This window comes from Mucilaginibacter sp. P4_A11, from assembly GCF_056402535.1.
In genome coordinates this window covers 285,882-310,029 of the sequence record NZ_JBFUHE010000007.1, presented here as the reverse complement: position 1 = coordinate 310,029, position 24,148 = coordinate 285,882, and the positions used below count along the sequence as shown (strand labels likewise).

22 protein-coding genes are annotated in these 24,148 nt (G+C 43.7%); 13 read left to right on the top strand and 9 right to left on the bottom strand.

Translation table 11 applies throughout. From position 1 onward, the window contains the following. Positions 1 to 23: 23 nt before the first annotated feature. Positions 24 to 272, bottom strand: coding sequence for a hypothetical protein (locus tag AC1DUD_RS16280; protein ID WP_477376148.1), 249 nt, complete (start codon positions 270 to 272; stop codon positions 24 to 26). Between the two features lie 183 nt (positions 273 to 455). On the opposite strand from AC1DUD_RS16280, the gene AC1DUD_RS16275 reads away from it, so the two are divergent. Next, positions 456 to 1,775 (top strand): leucine-rich repeat-containing protein kinase family protein, encoded by a 1,320-nt coding sequence (locus tag AC1DUD_RS16275; RefSeq protein WP_477376145.1) that lies wholly within the window; start codon positions 456 to 458, stop codon positions 1,773 to 1,775. On the opposite strand, the gene AC1DUD_RS16270 is transcribed toward AC1DUD_RS16275, so the two are convergent. Both AC1DUD_RS16270 and AC1DUD_RS16265 read right to left on the bottom strand, forming a co-directional pair. Continuing rightward, on the bottom strand, positions 1,770 to 2,339 hold the full coding sequence (locus AC1DUD_RS16270; RefSeq protein ID WP_477376143.1) for a hypothetical protein: 570 nt from the start codon (positions 2,337 to 2,339) through the stop codon (positions 1,770 to 1,772). The genes AC1DUD_RS16275 and AC1DUD_RS16270 overlap by 6 nt on opposite strands. A gap of 804 nt (positions 2,340 to 3,143) precedes the next feature. After that, the gene (locus tag AC1DUD_RS16265; protein ID WP_477376141.1) at positions 3,144 to 3,338 is read right to left on the bottom strand and encodes a hypothetical protein; all 195 of its coding nucleotides are present in this window, start codon (positions 3,336 to 3,338) and stop codon (positions 3,144 to 3,146) included. A gap of 72 nt (positions 3,339 to 3,410) precedes the next feature. Here AC1DUD_RS16265 and ileS point away from each other — a divergent pair, with 72 nt between their 5' ends. The 11 genes from ileS to AC1DUD_RS16210 all read left to right on the top strand — a co-directional run bounded on the left by ileS (position 3,411) and on the right by AC1DUD_RS16210 (position 16,686). Beyond that, positions 3,411 to 6,794 carry an isoleucine--tRNA ligase gene (gene ileS, locus AC1DUD_RS16260; protein WP_477376138.1) on the top strand — a complete coding sequence of 1,128 codons (3,384 nt, stop codon included), beginning with the start codon at positions 3,411 to 3,413 and terminating at the stop codon, positions 6,792 to 6,794. Beyond that, positions 6,794 to 7,177 (top strand): TraR/DksA family transcriptional regulator, encoded by a 384-nt coding sequence (locus AC1DUD_RS16255; protein ID WP_090533802.1) that lies wholly within the window; start codon positions 6,794 to 6,796, stop codon positions 7,175 to 7,177. Before ileS ends, AC1DUD_RS16255 begins: the two co-directional genes overlap by 1 nt. Continuing rightward, positions 7,178 to 7,783, top strand: a complete 606-nt coding sequence (locus AC1DUD_RS16250; RefSeq protein ID WP_477376135.1) for a lipoprotein signal peptidase — start codon at positions 7,178 to 7,180, stop codon at positions 7,781 to 7,783. Positions 7,784 to 8,258: 475 nt separating this feature from the next. Next, the gene (locus tag AC1DUD_RS16245; RefSeq protein ID WP_477376134.1) at positions 8,259 to 9,314 is read left to right on the top strand and encodes an AAA family ATPase; all 1,056 of its coding nucleotides are present in this window, start codon (positions 8,259 to 8,261) and stop codon (positions 9,312 to 9,314) included. A gap of 119 nt (positions 9,315 to 9,433) precedes the next feature. Further along, positions 9,434 to 10,315 (top strand): DUF58 domain-containing protein, encoded by an 882-nt coding sequence (locus AC1DUD_RS16240; protein ID WP_477376132.1) that lies wholly within the window; start codon positions 9,434 to 9,436, stop codon positions 10,313 to 10,315. A gap of 5 nt (positions 10,316 to 10,320) precedes the next feature. Further along, a complete protein-coding gene (locus tag AC1DUD_RS16235) occupies positions 10,321 to 11,283 on the top strand; it encodes a hypothetical protein (protein ID WP_477376130.1) in 963 nt (320 codons plus the stop codon). After that, complete coding sequence (locus AC1DUD_RS16230) at positions 11,280 to 12,284, top strand: vWA domain-containing protein (RefSeq protein ID WP_477376128.1); 1,005 nt, start codon at positions 11,280 to 11,282, stop codon at positions 12,282 to 12,284. Before AC1DUD_RS16235 ends, AC1DUD_RS16230 begins: the two co-directional genes overlap by 4 nt. Positions 12,285 to 12,288: 4 nt before the next feature. Further along, positions 12,289 to 13,329: a vWA domain-containing protein gene (locus tag AC1DUD_RS16225; protein ID WP_477376126.1), complete on the top strand. Its 1,041-nt coding sequence runs from the start codon at positions 12,289 to 12,291 to the stop codon at positions 13,327 to 13,329. Then, positions 13,326 to 14,081: a tetratricopeptide repeat protein gene (locus AC1DUD_RS16220; protein ID WP_477376124.1), complete on the top strand. Its 756-nt coding sequence runs from the start codon at positions 13,326 to 13,328 to the stop codon at positions 14,079 to 14,081. Before AC1DUD_RS16225 ends, AC1DUD_RS16220 begins: the two co-directional genes overlap by 4 nt. Before the next feature lie 24 nt (positions 14,082 to 14,105). After that, positions 14,106 to 15,923 (top strand): BatD family protein, encoded by a 1,818-nt coding sequence (locus AC1DUD_RS16215; protein WP_477376123.1) that lies wholly within the window; start codon positions 14,106 to 14,108, stop codon positions 15,921 to 15,923. A 4-nt stretch (positions 15,924 to 15,927) separates the two neighbouring features. After that, entirely contained in the window at positions 15,928 to 16,686 is a 759-nt protein-coding gene (locus tag AC1DUD_RS16210) for a tetratricopeptide repeat protein (protein ID WP_477376121.1), read from the top strand. 387 nt (positions 16,687 to 17,073) lie between these two features. Here the strand turns inward: AC1DUD_RS16210 and AC1DUD_RS16205 are convergent, their stop codons facing one another. From AC1DUD_RS16205 to AC1DUD_RS16180, 6 genes are all read right to left on the bottom strand, one after another. Beyond that, positions 17,074 to 17,949, bottom strand: coding sequence for a PfkB family carbohydrate kinase (locus AC1DUD_RS16205; RefSeq protein ID WP_477376119.1), 876 nt, complete (start codon positions 17,947 to 17,949; stop codon positions 17,074 to 17,076). A 132-nt stretch (positions 17,950 to 18,081) separates the two neighbouring features. Continuing rightward, a complete protein-coding gene (locus AC1DUD_RS16200) occupies positions 18,082 to 19,251 on the bottom strand; it encodes a glycosyltransferase family 4 protein (RefSeq protein ID WP_477376117.1) in 1,170 nt (389 codons plus the stop codon). Positions 19,252 to 19,273: 22 nt separating this feature from the next. Continuing rightward, positions 19,274 to 20,122 carry a phosphatidylinositol-specific phospholipase C/glycerophosphodiester phosphodiesterase family protein gene (locus tag AC1DUD_RS16195; protein WP_477376115.1) on the bottom strand — a complete coding sequence of 283 codons (849 nt, stop codon included), beginning with the start codon at positions 20,120 to 20,122 and terminating at the stop codon, positions 19,274 to 19,276. A gap of 207 nt (positions 20,123 to 20,329) precedes the next feature. Then, positions 20,330 to 21,235 carry a glutamate--tRNA ligase family protein gene (locus AC1DUD_RS16190; RefSeq protein ID WP_477376113.1) on the bottom strand — a complete coding sequence of 302 codons (906 nt, stop codon included), beginning with the start codon at positions 21,233 to 21,235 and terminating at the stop codon, positions 20,330 to 20,332. Positions 21,236 to 21,399: 164 nt separating this feature from the next. Beyond that, positions 21,400 to 22,143, bottom strand: a complete 744-nt coding sequence (locus AC1DUD_RS16185; RefSeq protein ID WP_477376111.1) for an SDR family oxidoreductase — start codon at positions 22,141 to 22,143, stop codon at positions 21,400 to 21,402. 206 nt (positions 22,144 to 22,349) lie between these two features. Further along, positions 22,350 to 23,279, bottom strand: a complete 930-nt coding sequence (locus AC1DUD_RS16180) for a hypothetical protein (RefSeq protein WP_477376109.1) — start codon at positions 23,277 to 23,279, stop codon at positions 22,350 to 22,352. A 123-nt stretch (positions 23,280 to 23,402) separates the two neighbouring features. Here AC1DUD_RS16180 and AC1DUD_RS16175 point away from each other — a divergent pair, with 123 nt between their 5' ends. After that, entirely contained in the window at positions 23,403 to 24,101 is a 699-nt protein-coding gene (locus AC1DUD_RS16175; protein WP_477376107.1) for an SMUG2 DNA glycosylase family protein, read from the top strand. Positions 24,102 to 24,148: the final 47 nt, after the last annotated feature.

The window sequence follows — 24,148 nt, the reverse complement described above, 5'->3', positions numbered from 1 at the left end:
TCAATCGGCTATTTAAATGTAAATCAGGTTTTTTGATCTGTAATGAGGGCTGCACCTGCTTCGCTTATAACAACGTTACAATCTTTTACTGATATATGATGCTTAAACTGACTGATGGGTTCGATCCAATCCCGCGAGGTGAATACCGGCGCTTCTATCTGAACAGATTCTACCAGGATCTCTTCGCCATCAAGCACAAGACGCCAGCATTCGGTTTGACCATTGCTATTGGTATTATAACGAATATGTGCTAACTGCACTTTCTTATGCATAAACATATAGGGGTTTCCGCAACAAACGGCGAATTAACAGGAAAAGTATTTATCATCAATAAACCTCCGAAATCTATCCTATTTGTTACTTCTATCAGAACACTCAGCTTAAAATAACACCCCTCTCATCCCACCAGACTTAACATAAATGTTTAGGCTTTTTTGTTCCTTTGCCCTCAGCCTATGCAAACATTAAAGCAGTTACAAAACGGAGAATTAAAAGGAACCATATCACTTAAGCTATCTGAACAGCTTTCGCATTTCCCGGTCGAAATTTTTGAACTGTCAGATACGCTGGAATATCTCGATCTTTCATTCAATAACCTAAGCTCATTACCTGCGGATTTTGGTCGGCTCCAAAAACTTAAGATCTTTTTTTGTTCAGAAAACCTGTTCACCATTTTGCCCGAAGTACTGGGCGATTGTCCGCATTTGGATATTGTAGGTTTTAAATCAAACCAGATAGAAATGGTGCCGCAGGCATCAATTAATTCAAATCTTAGGTGGCTTATCCTTACCAATAACAGCATTACCAGTTTGCCTGCCGAAATAGGTAATTGCAACAGAATGCAGAAATTGATGCTTGCAGGTAATAAATTAAAGGAGTTACCGGCGTCGCTTGCTAATTGTCGTAATTTGGAATTACTCCGGATCTCTGCCAATCAATTAAGCGAATTTCCCGAATGGCTTTTATCTCTGCCTAAACTATCATGGCTGGCCTTTTCGGGCAATCCTTTCAGCTATAAACCAACTGTACAACCGCTTACACCGATTGACAGTCACGAACTGGAGATCAGCGAGTTGCTTGGCGAAGGTGCATCTGGTGTTATCTCCAAAGCTAGCTGGCGGCATGCCGGCGAAACCAGCGAAGTTGCGGTTAAAATTTTTAAAGGAGCAGTTACCAGCGATGGCCTGCCCGAAGATGAGATGAACGCCTGCATCACTGCCGGCAATCACGAGGGGCTTGCAGAATTAATAGGCCAGATCACCAATCACCCCGAAAACAAAAAGGGGTTGGTGATGAAACTCATACCTAAAACTTTTTACAATTTGGGCCTCCCCCCCAGCTTCGTTACCTGCACACGCGATGTTTTTAAGCCGGGCATGGGCCTTACACCTGCACAGGTATTAAAAATTGCAGGAACCATTGCTTCCGTAGCAGAGCACCTGCACAGCAAAGGCATTATGCATAGCGACCTTTACGCTCACAATATTTTGGTTGATGACGAAGCAAACACACTGTTCAGCGATTTTGGGGCCGCCTGTTTTTATGATCTATCGGATTCCGAAACAGCCAAGAAGCTTGAATTGCTTGAAGTAAGGGCCTATGGCTGCCTGCTTGATGATCTTATTAGCTTATGTAATCAAGCAGAGTCTCGGTTAATATTAAAACTTGAGGAGCTCAGGGATGCGTGCATGAGCGATAACATGGAAAAGCGCCCTTCGTTTCAAGTTTTAAACAGAGACTTTATGGTATTAGACCGGGAACAGTTTGTGCTATAGCGAAGCCTGCGTTGTTGATAGCCTTATTAAATCATCTTCTTCCCCATCAAGTAAATCAGCCAGGCAGGTAAAGTAATTAATTCCGGCAAGACCTAAGCCGTTTGGAGCTACCGTTGTTTCAGTAATAAAATATCCGTTATCAAGCTCTAAAATCAGCTTTTCATCTTCAAATTCCCGGCTAAGCAAATCAACTATGTCCCTGCCTTTAACATTCATCAGTTTATTTTCAACAAATTCTGTTTTATACGGCCAGTACGCTAAGATGTGCTTTATCCTAACTATCAGCCTTTTCCAGCCAGTGTAATTATTATAAGCCAGTTCAGCAATTGGTTTCTTTCCGGGGTTAACGTGCTGTATTTCAATCAGCGGGAGCAGGAAAATACTTTCAGCATCTGCATCAGGTGCTTCTATCTTCACTTCATCTTCAAAATCATAGGGGATTGTTACAAACATGCTTCCCTCAAGTTCAATAAAACAGCTGGCAAAATCCAGTCCATATTGCTCGGCTTTAACTAAACAGCGGATATCTGTTATCTTCTTTCCCACCAGGTCTTTTGGATGCATTGAATACAAATATTGATTAATAGCTCAGGCAATTATACAGGATTTTTAAAGCTTTTACATGTGTACATCTTTCATTAGGTAGATGAAAGCGACTTTTAACATTGCTTTTTTAGAAATATTTGAACGAAAAATGATAATTTTTACCAATCCGTCGATTCATTCACCGGATTCGTCGGTTTTTTTTTGATTTTAACAATCCATGTATTAGATTTGCAGCTATTTCAATACAAGGTTACCACCTTGATTTGTGATAAGGTTTAGGTTTAAAGCCTCCAAGCAGCGAGTGCAAGGAGGCTTTTATTTTTTATCTTATCAATAACGCATCAACTAAAGTCTTAGTATTTAAACAAGCGATAAAAAAGTCCTAAGTCTGAAGTATTTAGCCGGAAATTGAATATTAAGGGCCAATCATTTATTTTCAATCTCCCGACGTTGATGGGATTGGTGCGGAGGCCTCGCTATATTGTAGTGTAAAGCCCACAGCGAGCATTGGAATTGCGGGGAAGGAAAAGCGAGGACTTGGAACGTAAAGCCCGAGCCGCAGGCAACGCCCATATTCGTAAAATACACCTAACAATGAACGACTTAAACTCACATTATTACAAAAGCCACTCCAATTAACAAAGTCACTCTGTGTAATTCGCGACTGCTTGCCCGTTGTTGGTGAAAACACCAACAACGGCAGAGAGAACCTTGACTCCCTTATCTTTTGATGAACACCTAAGCCACAAGTGTGGCGTAGAGATTTGGTGACAACATCAATATCTGCGGAACTTTGGATTTAAGACTTGCGACTTAAGACACTTACTTATTTTCCTTCACCACATCAATAAGCCAGGTTACCAGGCCAATGAAGCCAGCTATAAATAAACCGAGTCCTGCTCCACGTGCGTAATCATCCCATTTTTCGGCTGGCCCGCTTGGGATGGCCATCCCTGCCGAAAACAGGATGATCCCTATTAGTAAAAGATAAACAGAGCGTTTTGCTTTATTTTTCATCGGCCTAAATTAAAAAAATCATTTTTTAATTCTGTATTTTTGCAACCTCTTAAAAACGAGGTGAAATAATAGATGTACAAGGAATATAAGCAGTTAAACTTATCGCAAACCGGCAAAGAGATACTGGACTTCTGGAAACAGAAAAATATTTTCGAAAAAAGCATTACCAGCCGTCCGGCAGGTAACCCTTATACTTTTTATGAAGGGCCGCCGAGCGCTAACGGTATGCCCGGTATTCACCACGTAATGTCGCGCTCTATTAAAGACATTTTTTGCCGTTACAAAACCCTCAAAGGTTACCAGGTAAAACGCAAAGGCGGTTGGGACACCCACGGCCTGCCAATTGAGCTTGCTGTTGAAAAAGCTTTGGGCATCACCAAAGATGATATCGGTAAAAAAATAAGCGTTAAAGATTATAACGACGCCTGCCGTAAGGAAGTAATGCGCTATACCGACGTTTGGAACGACCTGACCGAAAAAATGGGCTACTGGGTCGACCTGAATGATCCGTACATCACCTACAAAAGCGAATACATTGAAAGCCTTTGGTGGATCCTGAAGCAACTGCATAATAAAGATATGCTGTACAAAGGATACACCGTACAACCATACTCGCCAAAATCAGGTACCGGTTTGAGCTCGCACGAGCTTAACCAACCGGGCACCTATAAAATGGTGAAGGATACTACCATAGTAGCTCAGTTCAAGGTAAAAAAAGATGCAGACTCGGCGTTTTTATTCAACGGCATAGATACGGAAGTATTTATCCTGGCCTGGACAACTACCCCATGGACTTTACCATCAAACTGTGCCCTTGCCGTTGGCGAAGGCATCAACTACGTTAAGATCAGTACCTTTAACCCTTACACTTACCTGCCGGTTTGTGTAGTACTGGCTAAAGACCTGGTTAAAAAATACTTTAAAGCTGAGGGTGAGAACGCTTCGTTTGCCGATTACAAAGGCGGCGACAAGATCATCCCATGGAAAATTGAAGCCGAAGTAAAAGGCAGTCAGCTGGTGGGTATCCACTACGAACAACTGATGCCTTATGTAACCAATGAGGATCTGGAGCAAAACGCTTTTCGCGTGATCCCGGCCGATTTTGTTACTACTGAAGATGGTACCGGTATAGTACACACCGCATCTGTTTTTGGTGCGGATGACTTCAGGGCCTGTAAGGAAAACAACGTACCATCGGTAATGGTGAAGGATGAAACAGGCAAGGATGTTCCGCTGGTGAACAAACAAGGCCGTTTTGTTGACGAGGTTACCGATTACGCGGGCCGTTACGTTAAAGAAGAATATTATAGTGATGCCGAGCGTGCCGAAGAAGGATTTAAACCAACCGACGTACTCATCTCCATTAAATTAAAAACAGAGAACCGTGCGTTCGACGTTAAGAAATACGAGCACAGCTATCCCCACTCATGGCGCAGCGACGAGCCGATATTATATTATCCGCTTGATAGCTGGTTTATCCGTACCACCGCGGTAAAGGATAAAATGGTGGAGTTGAACAAAACCATTAACTGGAAACCGGAATCAACCGGTACTGGCCGTTTTGGTAACTGGCTGGAAAATTTGGTTGACTGGAACCTTTCGCGTTCACGCTATTGGGGCACCCCGCTGCCTATCTGGCGCGAGGAGAACGGTGCAGAGGAAATTTGCATCGGTTCGATAGCTGAACTGAATGCCGAGATCGAAAAATCTATCAAAGCAGGTTTCATGCCCGAAGGTTTTGTTTTGGAGGATATGCACCGCCCTTATGTTGATGATGTGGTTTTAGTATCATCAACCGGCAACAAAATGCTGCGTGAGCCCGATTTGATTGACGTTTGGTTTGATTCGGGCGCTATGCCTTACGCGCAATGGCATTTCCCTTTTGAAAACCAGGAGCAGTTTAAAAACGCCTACCCTGCCGATTTCATTGCCGAAGGTGTTGACCAAACCCGCGGCTGGTTCTTTACCCTGCATGCCATAGCCGTAATGCTAAGCGAAGCAAGTGACGAAGTTAAAGCAGTTAACGAACAGGTTGGCAACAAAGGTATTGCGTTCAAAAACGTGGTATCAAACGGCCTGGTGCTTGATAAAAACGGCAACAAAATGTCTAAACGTTTAGGCAACGCTGCTGATCCATTTGAGACCATTGAGAAATACGGAGCTGATGCAGCCCGCTGGTACATGATCAGCAATGCATCGCCATGGGACAACCTTAAATTCAACGAAGAGGGGATAGATGAAGTAAGGCGTAAGTTTTTTGGTACGCTGTACAACACCTATTCATTCTTTACCCTGTACGCGAATATTGATAAGTTCGCATATAGCGAGCCTGAAATTGAGAACAGCAAACGCCCCGAAATTGACCGCTGGATCATATCGCTGTTAAACACCCTGAGCAAAGAGGTTGACGGTTACTACGCCGATTTTGAGCCAACCAAGGCTGCCCGTGCTATCCAGGAATTTGTTGATGTGCATTTCAGCAATTGGTTTATCCGCTTAAGCCGTCGCCGTTTCTGGAAATCAGACGATTCGGAAGACAAGCTTTCGGCTTACCAAACGTTATATACCTGCCTGATCGCGATTAGCAAGCTAATGTCGCCAATCGCGCCATTCTTTGCCGACAGATTATATTGTGACTTAAACGCTGTTACCGGCAAGGAAGAATTTGAATCGGTGCACCTGGCTTATTTCCCTGAATATAACAGCGCATTGGTTGATGCCGAACTGGAAGAGCGGATGCAACTGGCACAGGATGTTTCATCGCTAACGCTTTCGTTGCGTAAAAAAGTGAATATTAATGTGCGCCAGCCATTGAGCAAAATTTTATTGCCAATACTGGATAAAAGCTTTAAATTACACGTTGAGCAGGTTAAAGACCTGATTTTGTCTGAAACCAACATCAAGGATATCGAGTACATTACCGATACCGCAGGTTTCATCAAAAAGAAGATAAAGCCAAACTTTAAGGCTTTGGGCCAAAAAGTAGGTAAGGACATGAAAGTTGTAGCCGAAGCTATCACAAACTTTACGCAGGATGATATAAGCGCATTAGAAACCAACGGTAATATCACTGTACTTGATGGCAAATACGAAGTATTAGCTAATGACGTTGAGATCATAGCCGAAGATGTTCCCGGATGGCAGGTTGCAAATTTGGGAAAACTAACCGTGGCTTTAGATGTTACCATAACCAACGAATTGAAACAGGAAGGTATCTCGCGCGAGTTTATCAACCGTGTGCAAAATATACGTAAGACCAAAGGATTTGAAGTAACTGATAGGATAAACGTGCGGGTAAACAGCACCCAGGCAATCAGAGAGGCCGTGGAGAACAATCTATCCTATATTTGCGCCGAAATTTTGGCTGACAGCATCGTGTTTGCAGATAACCTAAATGAGGGAGAACCTGTTACAATTGACGAACAAGAAATATTGATTGCTATTAGTAAAGTATAATGAAACAAGAACAAGAAAAAACCAGATATTCTGAAGCTGACCTGCAGGAATTTAAAGGGATTATCCTGGATAAAATGCGCATAGCCCGCGAGGAATTAAACTCATTGGCTACGTCATTAAGTTCGCCTAATGCCAACGGCACCGATGATACCGCCGGTACTTACAAAACATTAGAAGATGGTTCGGCCACGCTTGAAAAGGAGCAGATAAACCAATTGGCTGCACGTCAGAAAAAGTTCATTGAACAGCTTGAGGCCGCGCTTGTACGTATCGAAAATAAAACTTACGGTGTTTGCCGCGAAACAGGCAAGCTGATCCCGAAAGAGCGTTTACGTGCTGTGCCGCACACCACCCTTTCAATGGAAGCTAAATTAAAGCAATAAATGAAGGCTTCTTATACCAAACCTTTTTTAACTGCTGCCTTTATCATCCTTGCCGACCAGATCATTAAAACCTGGGTACGGGCACATATGCAAATGGGCGAAGAAATTCGTTTCCTGGGGAGCCGGGGTATGTTACATTACACCGAAAACAACGGCATGGCATTTGGCATGGAATGGGGCGGCGATGCGGGCAAGCTGGCTTTAACGCTGTTCCGCATAGTTGCGGTTTGCGGTATAATTTACACCCTTGTTTATTTAATTAAACACAAATACCATCGCGGGCTTATCATGAATGTTGCGCTCATTTTAGCCGGCGCTATGGGCAATATCATCGATTCAACCTTTTATGGTTTGATGTATAAATACGCTCCTATATTTCATGGCCGTGTAGTTGATATGTTTTACTTCCCGCTGCTGCGTGGCACCTATCCATCATGGTTCCCGTTATGGGCAGGCGAGCCGTTCGAGTTTTTCAGGCCGGTATTTAACCTCGCCGATGCTTCGATCTGCATAGGCGTAATTATGATACTGCTATACCAGAAACGCTATTTCAAACACGAAAAACCAGAAGTAGCCAGCCCCAACAGCGAAATGGTTGAAGAATAAATTTATTATAGATCCATATATGAAAAGCCGCGATGAGCGGCTTTTTTGCTATCCCCCCGTCATTGCGAGGTACGAAGCAATCGCAAACTATACAGGGCGGACTTTCATAGCTACTCTGCCTGTTGGGGATTGCTTCGTACCTCGCAATGACGGAAATAAGTAAATCCCGTAATTAAAAACCCACACAAACTATTCTTGTGCTTATTTGCAACGAATGCGAGTTATCTAAGTGTGCAACCCTCCATTCAATAAAATACCTTTTAACACGTTATATTGTACAAAAGCAGCTAAATAATGTATATTGGGGATTTAACAGGGCCGGATTTAACAATTACCACCGAACTTTGTGAGTGCTAAACAGATATATCAGCCACGATATATTACGATTTAACACTTTTTAACATTTAAGCATAGATTTTAGTTGGCGAAAAATTGAGCGGGTGTTTAAGTTTGCCTACCGAAACGAAAAAAATTAATGGAAGAACAAAATAGCTATACAGGAAATGTTTCATCAGCTGCACCGGCAGCCCCAACGTCGTACTCAACCGATATCAGGGCACTGAATGAAATGATACAAAGAGAAAGCGCTTTTATCGATCTGCTCATCATGGAGATGGATAAAGTGATAGTTGGGCAACGCTACATGGTTGAGCGCCTGCTGATCGGTTTGCTGGCTAACGGGCACATTTTATTGGAAGGTGTACCTGGATTGGCAAAAACGCTTGCCATCAATACGCTGGCGAGAGCTATCCAGGCTGACTTTAGCCGGATCCAGTTTACACCGGATTTGCTCCCTGCCGACGTGTTGGGTACGATGATCTACAACCAAAAGAAAGAAGAGTTCATTGTGCGCAAAGGCCCTATCTTCTCTAACTTCGTTTTGGCCGATGAGATCAACCGTGCGCCTGCCAAAGTGCAAAGTGCGCTGCTTGAAGCCATGCAGGAACGCCAGGTAACCATTGGCGATACCACCTATAAGCTGCCCGATCCGTTCCTGGTACTGGCAACCCAAAACCCTATTGAGCAGGAAGGAACTTATCCCCTGCCAGAGGCACAGGTTGACCGTTTTATGCTGAAGGTGGTGATCAAATATCCTAACAAGGAAGATGAGAAAAAGATCATGCGCGCCAACATTTCGCCGGCAGGCATGGGTAAACCAAACGCCATCATCAAGCCTGAGGAGATCATCAAAGCCCGCAAAATAGTGCGCGAGGTTTATATGGACGAAAAGATAGAGCAATACATTATTGATATCGTTTTCGCCACCCGTTTCCCGGATCAGTTTAAGCTTGCCAAATACAAAACGCTTATCACTTTCGGTGCGTCACCAAGGGCGAGTATCAGTTTAGCTCTGGCATCTAAAGCTTATGCTTTTATCAAACGCCGCGGCTATGTGATCCCTGAGGATGTACGCGCTGTTTGCCACGATGTGTTAAGGCATCGTGTAGGCTTAAGCTACGAGGCCGAAGCAGAGAACATCACCAGTGAGGATATCATTACAGCGATCCTGAACGCGGTTGAGGTACCGTAATAGCCCACCCAAACCCTCCCCTAAAGGAAGAGGGCTTTACAACAGGGCGAGTAACAGTTTTATAACAATGATTTTTAAAAGTCTTCCGCCAGCTGGCGGAGAGATTTAGAGGGGGCCAAATGGCTAAAGACACCAAGGATCTGCTAAAAAAGGTAAGGAAGATAGAGATCAAAACCCGTGGCTTAAGTAACCACTTATTTTCGGGCGAGTATCATTCGGCTTTCAAGGGGCGCGGTATGGCCTTTAGCGAGGTGCGTGAATACCAGATCGGCGACGAGATCCGTACCATCGACTGGAACGTAACGGCCCGCTTTAATGCTCCTTACGTAAAAGTATTTGAAGAGGAGCGCGAGCTTACCGTTATGGTACTGATGGATGTGAGCGGGTCTGAAAACTTCGGCACACAAAACCAGCAAAAGCAGGACCTGGCTACTGAGCTTTGCGCCGTACTGGCATTTTCGGCCATACAAAACAATGATAAGGTAGGTATCATACTTTTCAGCGATAAGATCGAGAAATTTATTCCGCCTAAAAAAGGCCGTAGCCATATTTTGATGATCATCCGCGAGCTGATCGCTTTTCAGCCCGAAAACAAGGGCACCAACGTAGCCGCGGCTCTGAAATACTTTACAAGCGTTATCAAAAAGAAATGCACGGCCTTTGTGATCTCGGATTTTATTACTTCTGAGTTTGAGAACGAGCTTAAGATCGCCAATAAAAAGCACGATATCATTGCCCTAAAGCTGTACGACAAACATGAAGATGAGTTTCCTAACCTGGGCCTCATACCTGTTAAGGACGAAGAAAGCGGACAGATCATGTGGGTAAACACCGGTGATAAAGCCGTTCGCGATGCCTTTAAATGGGATGCCGTGAAACGCAACGCTGCCCTGCAGGATACTTTTAAGCGCTCGGGGGTTGATTATACTACCATTGGCACACATGAATCATACGTTAAACCATTAATGACATTATTTAAAAAGCGGGAAGGCCGGCGGTAAAATATATGAACAGGTACATCAAATACACCCTGGCTATGTTGGTATTGCTTGCAGGCTTTTACCAAACAGGCAGGGCGCAAAACTTTGGAGCTAAAGCTACGCTGGATAAAAAATCTATCCTCATAGGCGAACAAACACAGCTCAACTTAAGCATCCGTTTTCATGTTAAAGACAGCATCGGGTTTCCAAAACTGGCCGATAGCATAGGCAAGATCAGGATTGTACACTTTAAGACTGATACCGTTTTTGATAAGGATGATCGATCGATCGAAACCATTAACAGGCGCTATACTATTACCGCTTTCGACAGCGGTATGTACATCATCCCGTCATATGTATTTAAATCGCCGGTGGGTGACTTACCAACTGATACATTGAATCTTGATGTAAGAACAGTTGCGGTTGATACAACTAAAGCATTTTATGATATAAAGCAACCGCTTACCATTAAATATACTTTTTGGGATTGGCTGCGCGATAACTGGAAGCTGGTAGTTGGAATATTAGCCGCAATGCTGGTTACAGGCGGAGTAGTTTACTACCTGCTTAAACGACCTAAAAAGGAAGTGGTTGTTGAAGAGGTTAAACCTGACGTTCCCTTGCATGTGCAGGCGCTTCAAAAACTTGAAGAAATCAAAAACAAACAGCTTTGGCAGCATGATCAGGTTAAGCAATATTATATTGAACTGAGCGATGTAGTGCGCGAGTATCTTGAAAAACGGTACACCATACAGGCCCTGGAGCAAACCTCCGAAGAGATCTTTGCCAGTCTGCGGAATATGGATATAGCCAGTGAAGACAGGAACTTGTTAAGACAATTACTCGTGCTATCGGACATGGTGAAATTTGCCAAAGAAAAACCCGCGGCTCATGAAAATGAAAAGAGCATGGAAAATGCTGTTACTTTTATTAAAGATACACAACCCCATGCCAGACCAACAGATGTGAAGGGAGATGAGGCAAAATGATTTGGTTTAAAGGAATAGAATTTGCCCATCCCGGCTTTTTCTGGCTGCTGATCAGTATCCCGCTTATGGTGGGCTGGTACATCTGGAAACAAAAGCAGCTGCAGGGTAACCTGGCCATGCCTACCATCAGGGGCTTCGCCATGATCACCAAAAGCATGCTGCCGCGCTTCAGGCATTTGAGCATCATATTACGCTCGTTAGCAATGGCGGCATTGATCATAGCGCTGGCAAGGCCGCAATCATCATTAAGCTGGCAGGATACCACCACCGAGGGTATTGATATCGTTATAGCTTCAGATATCTCTGGCAGTATGCTTGCCGAAGATTTTAAACCCAACAGGCTTGAAGCGGGCAAAAACATCGCTACTGATTTTATCCAGAACCGCCCTAATGACAGGATCGGCCTGGTGGTTTTCAGTGGTGAAAGTTTTACACAATGCCCGCTCACTATCGATCACTCTGTACTGGTAAACCTTTATGCCGATATCAAAAACGGGATGATTGAAGATGGTACCGCCATTGGTATGGGGTTGGCAACAGCCGTAAACCGGTTAAAAGACAGCGAAGCCAAAAGTAAAGTAGTGATCCTGCTTACCGATGGTTCAAACAACTCGGGCTCCATCCCGCCGGTTACAGCTGCCGAAATTGCCAAGCAGTTTGGCGTAAGGGTTTATACGGTAGGTATCGGCACAAACGGTTATGCCCCCTACCCTGTTCAAACCCCGATGGGTGTGCAGTACCAGCGCATGAAAGTTGATATTGATGAAGGCACACTGAGCAAAATTGCTACCATTACCGGCGGTAAATATTTCAGGGCAACCAATAACAGCGCTTTGAAGGATATTTACGAACAGATTGATAAACTGGAAAAAGCCAAGATAGATGTTACCCAGTACCGCAAAAAAACCGAACGCTTTTTGCCGTTCGCCATTATTGCACTGGCGCTTTTATCATTAGAATTTTTAACAAGACACACCCTGCTTAAGGGAGCTATAACATAACAGCATGCTACGTTTTGCAAATACAGAATTTTTATGGGGATTGCTTGCTATTCCGCTGCTGCTCTTTATTTTTTTGAGGGTAAACTGGTGGAAACGTAAAGCCATAGCCTCGTTGGGTAACAAGGAGGTGGTGATGCAGCTGATGCCACAGGTATCCTTTTCACGCCCCTGGATCAAGTTCATCTTTTTCATTTTAGCCTATGCCCTTGTTATTATTGGCATTGCAGATCCGCAGTTGGGTTCCAAAACAGAAGAGGTAAAGCGCAAAGGTGCCGACCTCATGATCCTGCTTGATGTATCGAACAGTATGCTGTCGCAGGACCTTGCCCCTAACCGCTTGGAAAATGCCAAACGCGCGTTATCCCAGTTGATAGATAAACTGCATGACGACCGCATCGGTATCGTAGTATTTGCGGGGCAGGCTTATGTACAGCTCCCGGTAACTACCGATTATGCGGCAGCCAAACTGTTCCTGAACACCATTAATACCGAAATGGTGCCAACACAAGGCACAGCAATTGGCGCGGCAATTAATTTAGGGATGCAGTCGTTTGATTTTAAGAACGGAACCGGTAAATCCATCATCATTATTACCGATGGCGAAAACCATGAGGATGATGCCGTAGCCGCAGCTAAATATGCCTTAGCTAAAAACGTTACCGTGAATGTGGTTGGTGTAGGTTCGGAAGAAGGCGCACCTATCCCTATTTATCAAAACGGCAAACAAATCGGTTTTCATAATGACAGCACCGGGCAACCTGTAGTCAGCAAGCTGGATGAAACCATGGGTAAGGAAATAGCCGAAGCAGGAAAAGGCGTTTACGTACGTGCCAACAATGCCAACAGCGGCCTTAACATTGTGATGGATGAGATAGCCAAAGTACAGCGCAAGATGACGGATACCAAACAGTTTAAAGATTTTGAAGACAGGTTTCAATTTTTCCTGGCCATTGCCTTTGTATTGTTACTGGCCGAGTTCTTTATCTCCATCCGTAAAAATATGCGCCTGAGCAAGATCAAATTATTTGAAGTAAAAAACACATGAAGCAATATATCATAGCCATTTTATTAGTGCTGCAGGCTTCATTTCTTTTTGCACAGCAGGAAAGGAAATACCTGAGGCAGGGAGACCAACTCTATCAGCAAAAAAAGTTTAAAGAAGCAGAAGTAGCGTATCGCCAGGCCATGAGCAAAAAGGCAAAAACCCTTGAAGGTAATTTTAACCTTGGCGATGCCATGTTTAAGCAGAAAAAATATGATGATGCAGCCGCGCAGTTCAATAAACTGGCAAACGCATCAATTGATAAAAATGTGAAAGCTGGTGCTTATCACAATATCGGTAACTCTTTTTTAACCGAAAAAAAATACCAGGAAAGTATCGACGCCTATAAAAAAGCACTCGTTAATAATCCTAAAGATGAGGAGACCCGGTATAACCTCGCCTATGCCCAAAAAATGCTAAAAAACCAGCAGGATAAGAACAAAGGCGGCGGGGGCAACAATAATAAGGACAAAAACAAGGATAAAAACAAAGACGATAAGAAAAACCAGGACGATAAAAATAAAGATAAGAACGATAAGGATAAGAAAGACCAGGATAAAAACAAGCAAGATCAGGACAAGAACAAGCAAAACCAGGATCAGAAAGACCAGCAGGGGCAGCAGCCAAACCAACTGTCAAAAGATGATGCCCAGCGGATGCTTGACGCCCTCAACAACGATGAGAAGCAAACCCAGGATAAGCTGAAGAATAAAAAATTAAAAGGCGCTAAAGTGCCTATTTCAAAGGATTGGTAAAATCTTGTTGTTTTGTAGATACTAATGAAAATTAAACTTTCCATATTAACGCTGCTGCTATGTTGCTCAAGCCTGATTTTTGCGCAGGTAAAGTTCACGGCATCGGTAAATAAAACCACTATTGGCACAGGCGAGGTACTTGAAGTAACCTTTTCCATCAACGCCAATGGAGATCGTTTTGCACCACCTGCTTTTGGCGGCTTCCAGGTAGTTGGCGGCCCTAACGTGTCCAACAGCGTGTCCATGATTAACGGGGTTACCTCGGCAAGTATCGCATACGGATATGACCTGGTACCAACCAAAGAGGGCGAATTAACCATCGGTCCGGCTACAATCATGTCGGGCGGAAGGCCTTACAGCACGGCTCCAATTAAAATTAAAGTTGTAAAAGGCCAGGGCGGGCAGGTCGGCCAGCAAGCCCAGCAACAAAGCAGTAACGGTCCCGATAGCCGCAACATTCAGAAAGGCCGTGTAAGCGATATCTCCAAATCATTGTTTTTGCGTGCCGAGGTTGATAAAACAACCGCCTATATGGGCCAGCAGATCATGATGAACCTGCGCCTTTATACCCGGGTCAACATAGCCAACGGCGAACCAGAAAAGATCCCTGATTTGAACGGCTTTTACAGTCAGGAGATCAAAAACAATAACCCTAATGCCCAATGGCGTACCGAGATTTTAAATGGTGTGCGCTACAACGTAACTGATATTAAACAAACCATCCTGTTCCCCGAGCATGAAGGCAATATCACCATTGAGCCATCCATCATGAACTTTATAGTAAGGCAGCAGGCCGCTTCATCATCAGGTGATCCGTTCGATGCTTTTTTTGGCGGATACGAGGATGTGAAGTACAAGGTTAAAAGTACGCCCGTTGTTATCCATGTAAAACCGTTGCCACAGGCAGGCAAGCCAGCCGAATTTACCGGTGCAGTGGGTAAGTTTAATATTGAGGCTTCGCTTGATAAAAATGATGTTAAAGCTAATGATGCCATTAATTACACCATAAAGGTAAGCGGTACAGGCAACCTGAAGTTGTTGAAACCGATAAACCCAACCTTCCCGGCCGATTTTGAGAAGTACGAGCCCAAGATAACCGATACTATTACCGAAAATGCAAGCGGTTCATCGGGCAACAGGAAATACACTTTTCTGCTGATTCCAAGGCACCAGGGCGATTTTACCATCGATCCGGTTAAGTTCGCTTTCTTTAACCCCGCTACCGGCAGGTACGTTTCATTAAGCACTCCGGCATTCCACATCAAAGTAGCTAAAGGCACCGGCGATGGCAGTAATGTTACCGCTTTTTCAAACGCGGGCAAACAGGATGTTAAGGTACTGAGCAATGATATCCGCTACATAAAAACCGGCAGCGAACTAAACGAGGTAGGCAGCGATTTTTATGGCTCGGGATTATATTATTTCCTGCTGATCTTAGGTCCGGTAGGCTTTATGGGCGCTTTGGTTTACGGCAAATGGCGCGATAAGAACAATGCCGACGTAGTAGGTTTAAAAAGCCGTAAAGCAGGCAAGGTAGCAGCCAAACATCTGGCAAGTGCCAAACAGCAATTGAATGATAAAAAGGCATTTTACGAGAACCTGTTCCGCGGTTTATACGGGTACCTGAGCGATAAGCTCAACATCCCTTATGCCGACCTGAACCACGAAAAGATAGCTTCAGAGCTGCAAGCCCGTTCACTTGATGAAAACCTCATTAATGAGATGCTTGACACGCTTGACCTTTGCGAGATGGCCCGCTATGCCCCTGTATCAGGTATTACCGAGCAGCAGGTGTTTGATAAGGCACAGAACATGATCAATAACATTGAAAATAAAATATAACATGATGAAGCGCATTATATACATCCTGCTCATCATCGTTATGCCCATGTACGCATTAGCTAACGATGAGGCCAGCATCCTGTTAAAAAAAGGAAACGACCAGTACGCCAAAGGCCAGTACAAAGAGGCTATAACCAGCTACCAGAAAATTGTAGACGATGGACACCAGTCGGCATTGGTTTATTATAATTTAGGCAACGCCTATTTTAAAAATGAAGATGTGCCATCGGCCCTGTTGTATTACGAAAAGGCGCATAAGCTTTCGCCGGGGGATGAGGATATCAATTTCAATATCCAGTTTGCCAATCAAAAAACAACCGATAAGGTTGATGCCGGTACCGAGTTTTTCATTACCAAATGGTGGCACTCGTTCATTCTTCGCTTTTCGTTAACAACATTGGCTGTAATGAGCATCCTGTTCATTATTGCGGGCTCTGCATTGTTAATAACATACAGGTTTACCAATTCGGTAAGCATTAAAAAGCTGTCGTTCTATTCGGCTTTAGTGTTGTTGCTTTTCGGCTTTGCAAGCATGTTCGTAGCAAATAGCCAGGACCAGTATTTTGATGCTCACCATGGCGCAATTATCTTCAGCACATCTGTAAATGTAAAAAGCGGACCGACGCCAGGTTCCAAAAACCTGTTCCTGATCCACGATGGCACCAAGGTTCAGATATTGGAGAACAACAACGGCTGGATGAAGATCAGGCTGGCCAGCGGCAACGAAGGCTGGATCAATGAATCGGATGCTAAGGAAATATAGTTTTTTGAGGGAGGCGAAAGGTTTTTCGAGCTTAAAAGCAGAAAGCCCAAGGCCTAAAGCTTTATACTGGTCGAAGTTTAGCGATAGCGTAACTTCGTCCTAAAACCATGGAAGCATCCTGCTTCCGGGGTTTATCAATAGTATCATGCTGTCCGTAGACTCCGTCTACGGATTAATTATGCTTGTAGTTTGTAACTACATGCATAAAGAATTTCAATATTTGATGGCCAACTGTAGTCTTAGGCTACATGCATAGTAATCCGAGGTGGGAGATCTTGAATAGCAAAAGGATTATCAATAGTATCATTTTAGTTAAGCTGAAAGCTTAACCTATTTTAGGTCCAAGTTACGCTATCGCTAAACTTGAACCAGTGTTAGCTTTCAGCTTCAAACCCTATTCTTAGCTAACAGCTCCAGCACATCTTCTTCCGTACCGGTAAAAGGACCTGATGATTCAATTTTGAAGCTGGCCATGGCGGCTGCAAATTCACCTGCTTCCTGGAAACCTTTGCCTTTGGCTCGCTGATATAAATAGCCTGCCATATAGGTATCACCGCAACCGGTGGCATCAACTACTTCCGATGGTTTATATGCCGGGATCTGGTAATAAACACCATCGGTATAAATAACAGAGCCCATGCTGCCCAACGTAACCACTACTTCTTTAACACCCCATTCGTTCAAAACTTTGGCACCTTCATGGATGTCAGTTATCCCGGTCAACACTTCCATTTCGTGTTCGTTCACTTTCAGGATGTGGATATGTTGCAAGGCTTCGCGTTTTTCGGGCCAGTCGATAGCCACTACATTTTTATCTTCTACTTTGCGCAGGTACCCCTGTGCGTCAAGAGACAGCTTACCACGTTGAGCGAGGGACTTTATAAATTCTACAGAGATATCATCGGCCAGTAAAGGGCCTAAATGATAAACGTGGGACCGGATCTCATCAAGTTGTTCGATAGTGAAGGGATCAGCTTTTTGTAGCACGCGCTGAGTGCGGTGATCCTGGTTAACAGAGTAAATATTTTCAAAGTAAACCGTTTCGCCGCCGGTAGTGGCATGTACTTCGATACCCTTGCCGCGAAGTTTTTCAACCACCGGCATTTCGCTTAAAGCAAGCGAAGTAACCAGGGTATACTTCACATCCATATTACGGATGGCGTTTGAAAAGTAAAAAGAAGTACCGCCCGCCATGTGTTTTACCGCTTGCGGCGTCACCACTTTATCTAACGTAATATGCCCTACACAACAAATATCGTACATGAAATTCCCCTATTATGATTTGATAATCAGCCCTTATTATTTAAACAAACGGCAAATGTAAGAAATAGGATCTGGTGTACAAGGATATTAATGTTTTGTGACAGGGAAATCACTTTAGGGATCAGATCTGTTTTATACGATACTCAGCACATCTGCGCCGGCCATTTCGGCCAGGTCATCAAAATATACCGATGCCAGGTGCTCCCATCTAAACCGGCTGCTGTATTGAATCCCCTCTTCAATAAACTGCTCTCTTAAGCTATTACTTTTAAGCAGTAATTCAATCCGTTCAACAAAACAGGCGGCGTTATAAGGATCGCATTTAAAACCATTGATACCCTGCTCAATAAAATCTTTTGAGCCTCCGCCATCGGCTATCACACAGGGCAGGCCCGATGCCATTGCCTCAAGCACTACGTTGCCATAAGCTTCGGATACCGAAGGAAACAGGAACAGGGTTGATGATGCATACAAAACCGAAAGTGATTTGTGATCTACCTTACCGGTAAACACGGCGTTCGGCATCTTCGCTTCGCAGGCCTTACGCGCAACGCCATCCCCGGCAATTATAAAATTAACCTTAGGATGCCGGCTTTGCATTATCGTATAAATTTCAAACAGGGTTTCCAGGTTTTTTTCCCAAACCAGGCGGCTCGCAAATAAAATTGTAGGATTATCATTCCCGGTTAACCGGCGCAGGGCTTTGTCGTTTTTATGACCGGGCGAAAACAGGTTGGTATCCATCCCTCTTTGCCAAAGCTTCATGCGGTAAGTATCGACGCCTATATCAATGAGCTCGTCCTTCATACTTAACGAGGGCACATATACCTGGTCGCACTGATTATAGAAAATCTTGTGGTTTTCGGTCATCATCTGTTTAACCTTATTGATCAGGAATGGGGTATGTTTCAGATAGTAATCGATATAGGAAATAAAATGGGTATGATAGATGCTGATTACCGGTAAACCGCGCTGAGAAGCATATTTTAACGCGAAATTGCCCAATAGCGATGGGGTAGCAATGTGTACAACATCCGGCGAAAAGTTATCTATTTCCTCTCTTAACTCGCTAACAACCAAAGCTGGTATAGCCATGGTATAACCCGTATTAATAGGCAGTGTTAAGGCCGGAACTTTTAATGATTCAAATCCTGCTATACTGTCAGGCCCAGCCCCGTACACAAACAAAAATTCAAAAACATTACGATCTATTCGCTTAATGAGCTGGTACATGGTGCGTACTGCACCGTCAAAATCTTCAATAAGTATCTCGGCAAAAAAAGCCACTCTGATCTTTTTCATCTTATTGATTGATTAAATGTTATTACCTGGTGTTTACCTTAGCGTACCGCACAGGCTCCGGCCCGGTCATTAGGAATTCTCTTAATTCGGCCAACTTGTCTGTATTGATCAGGTCGACCTCACATTCAAGCAAGGCCCGCCATACTTCCTTATTCTCAGGCGAAGCCCAAAGGCGCACCCGTTTCTTGTATTGATGTGCTGTGGCTACGTAATCGCGGAGCAACTGTTTTTGATCTTCGGGCATCGGGCCTTTACCTGTCCAGCTGATCAGGCGCGAATATTTGCAACTGGCGGTTTTGTAAACGGTATTTGAAAGCGTATCGGTATGCACCTGCATCAGGTCCTCATCGATAAAAGCGTAACGTTCCTTTTGCGCCTGGAGCATTTTATAAGGCTTGTTGCCGGTAATGACAATGGTTACATTCCCCTCTGTTATTTCGCCATTATTATAGCTCGACAGCATCGGCGCATAACGTTTTAACACTTCCGACAGCTTTGCATAGGTTTTTTCAGCGTCGGACTTGATATCGATCATAAGAGTAATGGGAGAAAGCGGGTGTACCACTTCCCTGTTTTTACCCTCATAGCAATTGAATAACGGGTTTAAATAAAGCTGCTCCAGGGTACGCTTTTTTTGAAAAGCCGGCAGCATATGAGCAACCAGCAATTCGCCGTCGCGCAGGTAAATATCAGCCTCTACGTTTTGAAAACCGTTATCCAGGGCATCATACAGAGGCCGGTTATGCCAGTAATCATTATGTGCGAAACCTTTGGAGAGGGGGCTGTTTTGAGCCTGGCAGGTAATGGCTCTGAAGGCAAGGATAACAAAAAACAGAAATTTCAGGTGCTTGTGGCAAAATGCGGCTTGCATCGTAATTTGTATTTGTTGATACAAATTTACCGCTCCGATGTGTACAGGCAGTTATGTCATGGTAAAGTAAAAGCACCGTATGTTTTAATTTATTGTAAATGAATTAACATTTTCATCACATTAAAATATACAAACCGATACTTTTCGATTAAGGCCGATTCACATTAAATCAGCATTTTATAAACACCTGTTAATAAGCCATGAAGATTAGCCGAGAATAAGCCCAGCAAGCTGCTGCCAGCTATCGGCCCTACCGGGAAGTCCTAACAGATTTGAAATAAGCTCAAATACTTCTGCCGCGCTCTTGCCCTCCTGCCTCAAATACCTGACCGATGTTGAGCCTGCCGACTTAGATAGTTTTTTCCCCGACCCTTCAAGCAACAAAGGATGATGATAAAATACTGCATTATTGAAAACTGGTTTATCCAGCACAGCGGCCAATTGAATTTGGGCCAGCGTTGATGCCCACAGGTCATCCCCTCTTACAATCAGGTCGACACCATAAAACAAATCATCAACAACCGACGTAAGCTGGTAGGCGGGAAAGCCATCCTTTTTCCTGACTACGAAATTTTCCATTTCGGCAGGTAATTGCGTTTGGATAGTTGTGCCATCATAACTGTTCAATTTTAATACGGCATTACTATCTGTACGTAATCGCCAGCTTGCTTCCGGAGTGTTTAACGGGCTCTGTTTATCAATACAAGCACATGGGGCGGTTTCACCCAGCTGCTTTCGTGAACAAGTGCAGGCAAAAACTAAACCACCGGCAACCAATTGCTCAAGGGCTTCGTTGTAGAGATTCATCCTATGAACTTGCGAAAAATGGGCTTCAAAATCATTGATGTCCTGTGGGCCTTCATCCCAGGAGATTTCTAAAAAACGAAGCGTATCAAAAATATCGGTTAAATATTCAGGGTTAACCCTTGCCCGGTCGAGATCATCTATCCGCAATAATATTTTCGCACCATATTTGCGGGCTAATGCCACTGTAAGCGAAAATGATAAAATATTACCCACATGCAAAAACCCGCTCGGCGTTGGCGCTATGCGGGTTTTATTAAAATGTATCGGGGTGCTTGTCAATTGTTTTTGGGTTGATGAATAGCCCAAGATACAAAAGATGGAGGTTTTGGCAAAAAGCGTTGTATATCGATAAGGTGCTGTTTAATAATGCAATTCACACAACGTCATTGCGAGGTACGAAGCAATGACGCTTTTTTACCTAAACTTTTTTACCCTGATCACCTTGCGGTTAGGCGTCTCTCATTAAACCATTATACCAACAATGTGCCGCCGTCAACCACCAAACTCAACCCGGTACCAAAGCTTTGCTTCATGAGGTAAACAAAGGCGAGGGCAACGTCATCGGCATGGCCAACACGGCCAAGCAGCAGTGTATCTTTCGCCCAATTGTAGAGGCCTTCTTTATTTTCGGCAGGTAAGCTATCCCAAAGGTTGGTGTCAATTACGCCGGGCACCACACTATTTACACGTATTGGGGCAAGCTCAACGGCCAACGCCCTTACCAAGCCTTCCATAGCGCCGCAAATACTACTGGCTATTGACCAACCCGCGGCAGGCCTTGTACCTGCTGTACCACCGGTTAGGTTTACCGAACCTCCGGCATTAATGAATGGCGTACCATATTTAACAGCAGCATAAGCGCCCCAATAACGAAGATTGAAAAACTTACGTGCAGCATCAATATCAGTTTGGTCGATATTATTGAGGTTTAAATTTTCGGCAGCCGTATAAACCATGTGATCGAACTTACCGGCTTGTTTAAAAAACGATTTTATATTTTCTTCATGCGAAAGGTCAACAGCATAGCCTTCGGTACCTTCAGGCAACTGGCTCAAAGCCTTATCGATCTTACTTTGATTGCCCGAAACTATTACAACTTTAGCACCTTCGGCAGCGGCGGCTTTTGCTGTCGCGAAGCCTATGCCTGTACTACCTCCTAATATAATTACCCGTTTGCCATTTAATGACGATCTGTTTTCAATTTGATTATTCATGATGTTTGTTCTTTTTTTAAACACCACAAATTTCCTCCGTGAAAAACCGGTTCCACTTACCATTTGGTAAAAAGCGAATATCAAATAACTTTATTATCGAGATACCAATCACCAATAAACTACACATTATCCACCTTAAATACTAAAAGCGTTAGGCACGTTACTTACCTAAAAATCCGCCCTCTGTTAAAACGGCAAATTTTGCTTTAAAAAGATCCAGAATTGCAAACTTTTAAACGCGCTTCCTCAAACTCTTTTACCGGAACAATCTCTTTGTTGGCAATAATCGTTCTTAACCTATAATAATCGCCCGCCTCTTCATCACTACCAAAACGATTGTCTTCCAATGCGCCTTCTGTTTCACTCAGTTCATATTTGGCACCAATATAATGCTCTGATAACATCTGCCTGGCTTGTTCGGTCCTTATTTTAGCATCGTATGTCTCACCTACGTTTTTCAAAAGTTTCAGCATTGCCCCCAATCCGTTTCCATCATTGGGATAATCAATATCATAGTCATCTTCGTCCCAGTCGTCCAAATCCTCATCATCCATATCGTCAAATCCATCTCCAAGATATGTATAAGTAAAATTGCCTTCGCCTGCTGTTCGCTCAAGTGTAGCTATGATATTATTGACTTTCACAGCGTCATCATAAGGGCCCGATACATAATGAGGTTTTCCATTTAATCCAAAATCAAGCTCCATCAGCTCTGTCGCTTCATCATCTTCCTCTAAAATATACTCTGCTATTTCAAATTCCTTGTGCGGCTTAAATCCATAATCTTCGGCGTAAGCTATCGCGCCAAAAATGATATTATGAGCAAGTATATAATCGCATCTTTCCCAATTGAACCTGTCTTTTAAATCTTCGTAGTCGTCCTGGTACATATTGAATTCGTACTGGGCACCCTTAACACCCAGGCAAAATATATCAACCAGGTAAATACCTGCTGTTACATTTCCGTTTTTGTGCTGGCGGGCCACTATGATATTACACAAGCCGGATGTCTCCCAATCATCGTTGATCAGACATTCAAAAATACGCAGCGTACGTGCCTGTGTTTTAATATACTTTTCCGGGCTTAGCTGAGCTGACTTCATTGCTACTATCTTACCCTTTTTCTTTTTTGACATAAGCCTCCCCCCGCGGTAAACGGTTTTGTTATCGCCCGCAAAATAAGTCAAATGCTATAAACACTAAAGGAAAAAGCCTCAACAGTTCAAAAACAATTGCTCAACTAATGCTAAATTTGAGTTATGACACTTGCAGACCGGATTATCCAATTCAATGAGCAATTAACCTACACCGGCGATCCTTTACCAGAAGGGATCCGCATCATGAACCCTTTTAAAGAGCATCCACAAACCATGCGGATTGTTGAAGCTTTTTATAACAAGTATTATAACGATAACCAGCAACGCCATGTTATTTTAGGCATTAATCCCGGCAGGTTTGGCGGAGGCCTAACCGGCATCCCCTTTACCGACCCTAAACGGTTGATATCCGAATGCCACATCAGTTATGAAGGCAAAATGTCGCACGAGCCCTCGTCCGTATTTGTTTATGAGGTGATCAATGCTTTTGGTGGCCCTGAAGCATTTTATAAGCAGATCTATATCAATTCGCCTTGTCCGCTTGGTTTTACCAGCATTGATGCTAACGGCAAGGAAAAGAATTACAATTATTACGACAGCAAAGAACTAACCAGGGCTGTTTATCAGTTTATGATCGAAAATATTCGCAAGCAGATCGACCTCGGTATTAATACAGATAAATGCTTTTGTTTTGGCACCGGCAAGAACGAGGCATTTTTACGCAAGCTGAACGATGAATATCATTTTTTTGGCGAAATCATAGCACTGGAACATCCGCGTTTTATCATGCAATACAAAACGGCAAGCAAGCAGTTTTACATTGATAAGTATCTTGCGGCTTTTGAAAGTATCGCCGGATAAACCGGTACTTATTTCGTGGCAAAACACCTATATTGTGTGCACCAACC

Excerpts from the sequence above, each read along its gene's own strand:
- AC1DUD_RS16280 (WP_477376148.1), bottom strand. The coding sequence starts at position 272 with ATGCATAAGAAAGTGCAGTTAGCACATATTCGTTATAATACCAATAGC.
- AC1DUD_RS16275 (WP_477376145.1), top strand. The coding sequence starts at position 456 with ATGCAAACATTAAAGCAGTTACAAAACGGAGAATTAAAAGGAACCATA.
- AC1DUD_RS16270 (WP_477376143.1), bottom strand. The coding sequence starts at position 2,339 with ATGCATCCAAAAGACCTGGTGGGAAAGAAGATAACAGATATCCGCTGT.
- AC1DUD_RS16265 (WP_477376141.1), bottom strand. The coding sequence starts at position 3,338 with ATGAAAAATAAAGCAAAACGCTCTGTTTATCTTTTACTAATAGGGATC.
- ileS (WP_477376138.1), top strand. The coding sequence starts at position 3,411 with ATGTACAAGGAATATAAGCAGTTAAACTTATCGCAAACCGGCAAAGAG.
- AC1DUD_RS16255 (WP_090533802.1), top strand. The coding sequence starts at position 6,794 with ATGAAACAAGAACAAGAAAAAACCAGATATTCTGAAGCTGACCTGCAG.
- AC1DUD_RS16250 (WP_477376135.1), top strand. The coding sequence starts at position 7,178 with ATGAAGGCTTCTTATACCAAACCTTTTTTAACTGCTGCCTTTATCATC.
- AC1DUD_RS16245 (WP_477376134.1), top strand. The coding sequence starts at position 8,259 with ATGGAAGAACAAAATAGCTATACAGGAAATGTTTCATCAGCTGCACCG.
- AC1DUD_RS16240 (WP_477376132.1), top strand. The coding sequence starts at position 9,434 with ATGGCTAAAGACACCAAGGATCTGCTAAAAAAGGTAAGGAAGATAGAG.
- AC1DUD_RS16235 (WP_477376130.1), top strand. The coding sequence starts at position 10,321 with ATGAACAGGTACATCAAATACACCCTGGCTATGTTGGTATTGCTTGCA.
- AC1DUD_RS16230 (WP_477376128.1), top strand. The coding sequence starts at position 11,280 with ATGATTTGGTTTAAAGGAATAGAATTTGCCCATCCCGGCTTTTTCTGG.
- AC1DUD_RS16225 (WP_477376126.1), top strand. The coding sequence starts at position 12,289 with ATGCTACGTTTTGCAAATACAGAATTTTTATGGGGATTGCTTGCTATT.
- AC1DUD_RS16220 (WP_477376124.1), top strand. The coding sequence starts at position 13,326 with ATGAAGCAATATATCATAGCCATTTTATTAGTGCTGCAGGCTTCATTT.
- AC1DUD_RS16215 (WP_477376123.1), top strand. The coding sequence starts at position 14,106 with ATGAAAATTAAACTTTCCATATTAACGCTGCTGCTATGTTGCTCAAGC.
- AC1DUD_RS16210 (WP_477376121.1), top strand. The coding sequence starts at position 15,928 with ATGAAGCGCATTATATACATCCTGCTCATCATCGTTATGCCCATGTAC.
- AC1DUD_RS16205 (WP_477376119.1), bottom strand. The coding sequence starts at position 17,949 with ATGTACGATATTTGTTGTGTAGGGCATATTACGTTAGATAAAGTGGTG.
- AC1DUD_RS16200 (WP_477376117.1), bottom strand. The coding sequence starts at position 19,251 with ATGAAAAAGATCAGAGTGGCTTTTTTTGCCGAGATACTTATTGAAGAT.
- AC1DUD_RS16195 (WP_477376115.1), bottom strand. The coding sequence starts at position 20,122 with ATGCAAGCCGCATTTTGCCACAAGCACCTGAAATTTCTGTTTTTTGTT.
- AC1DUD_RS16185 (WP_477376111.1), bottom strand. The coding sequence starts at position 22,143 with ATGAATAATCAAATTGAAAACAGATCGTCATTAAATGGCAAACGGGTA.
- AC1DUD_RS16180 (WP_477376109.1), bottom strand. The coding sequence starts at position 23,279 with ATGTCAAAAAAGAAAAAGGGTAAGATAGTAGCAATGAAGTCAGCTCAG.
- AC1DUD_RS16175 (WP_477376107.1), top strand. The coding sequence starts at position 23,403 with ATGACACTTGCAGACCGGATTATCCAATTCAATGAGCAATTAACCTAC.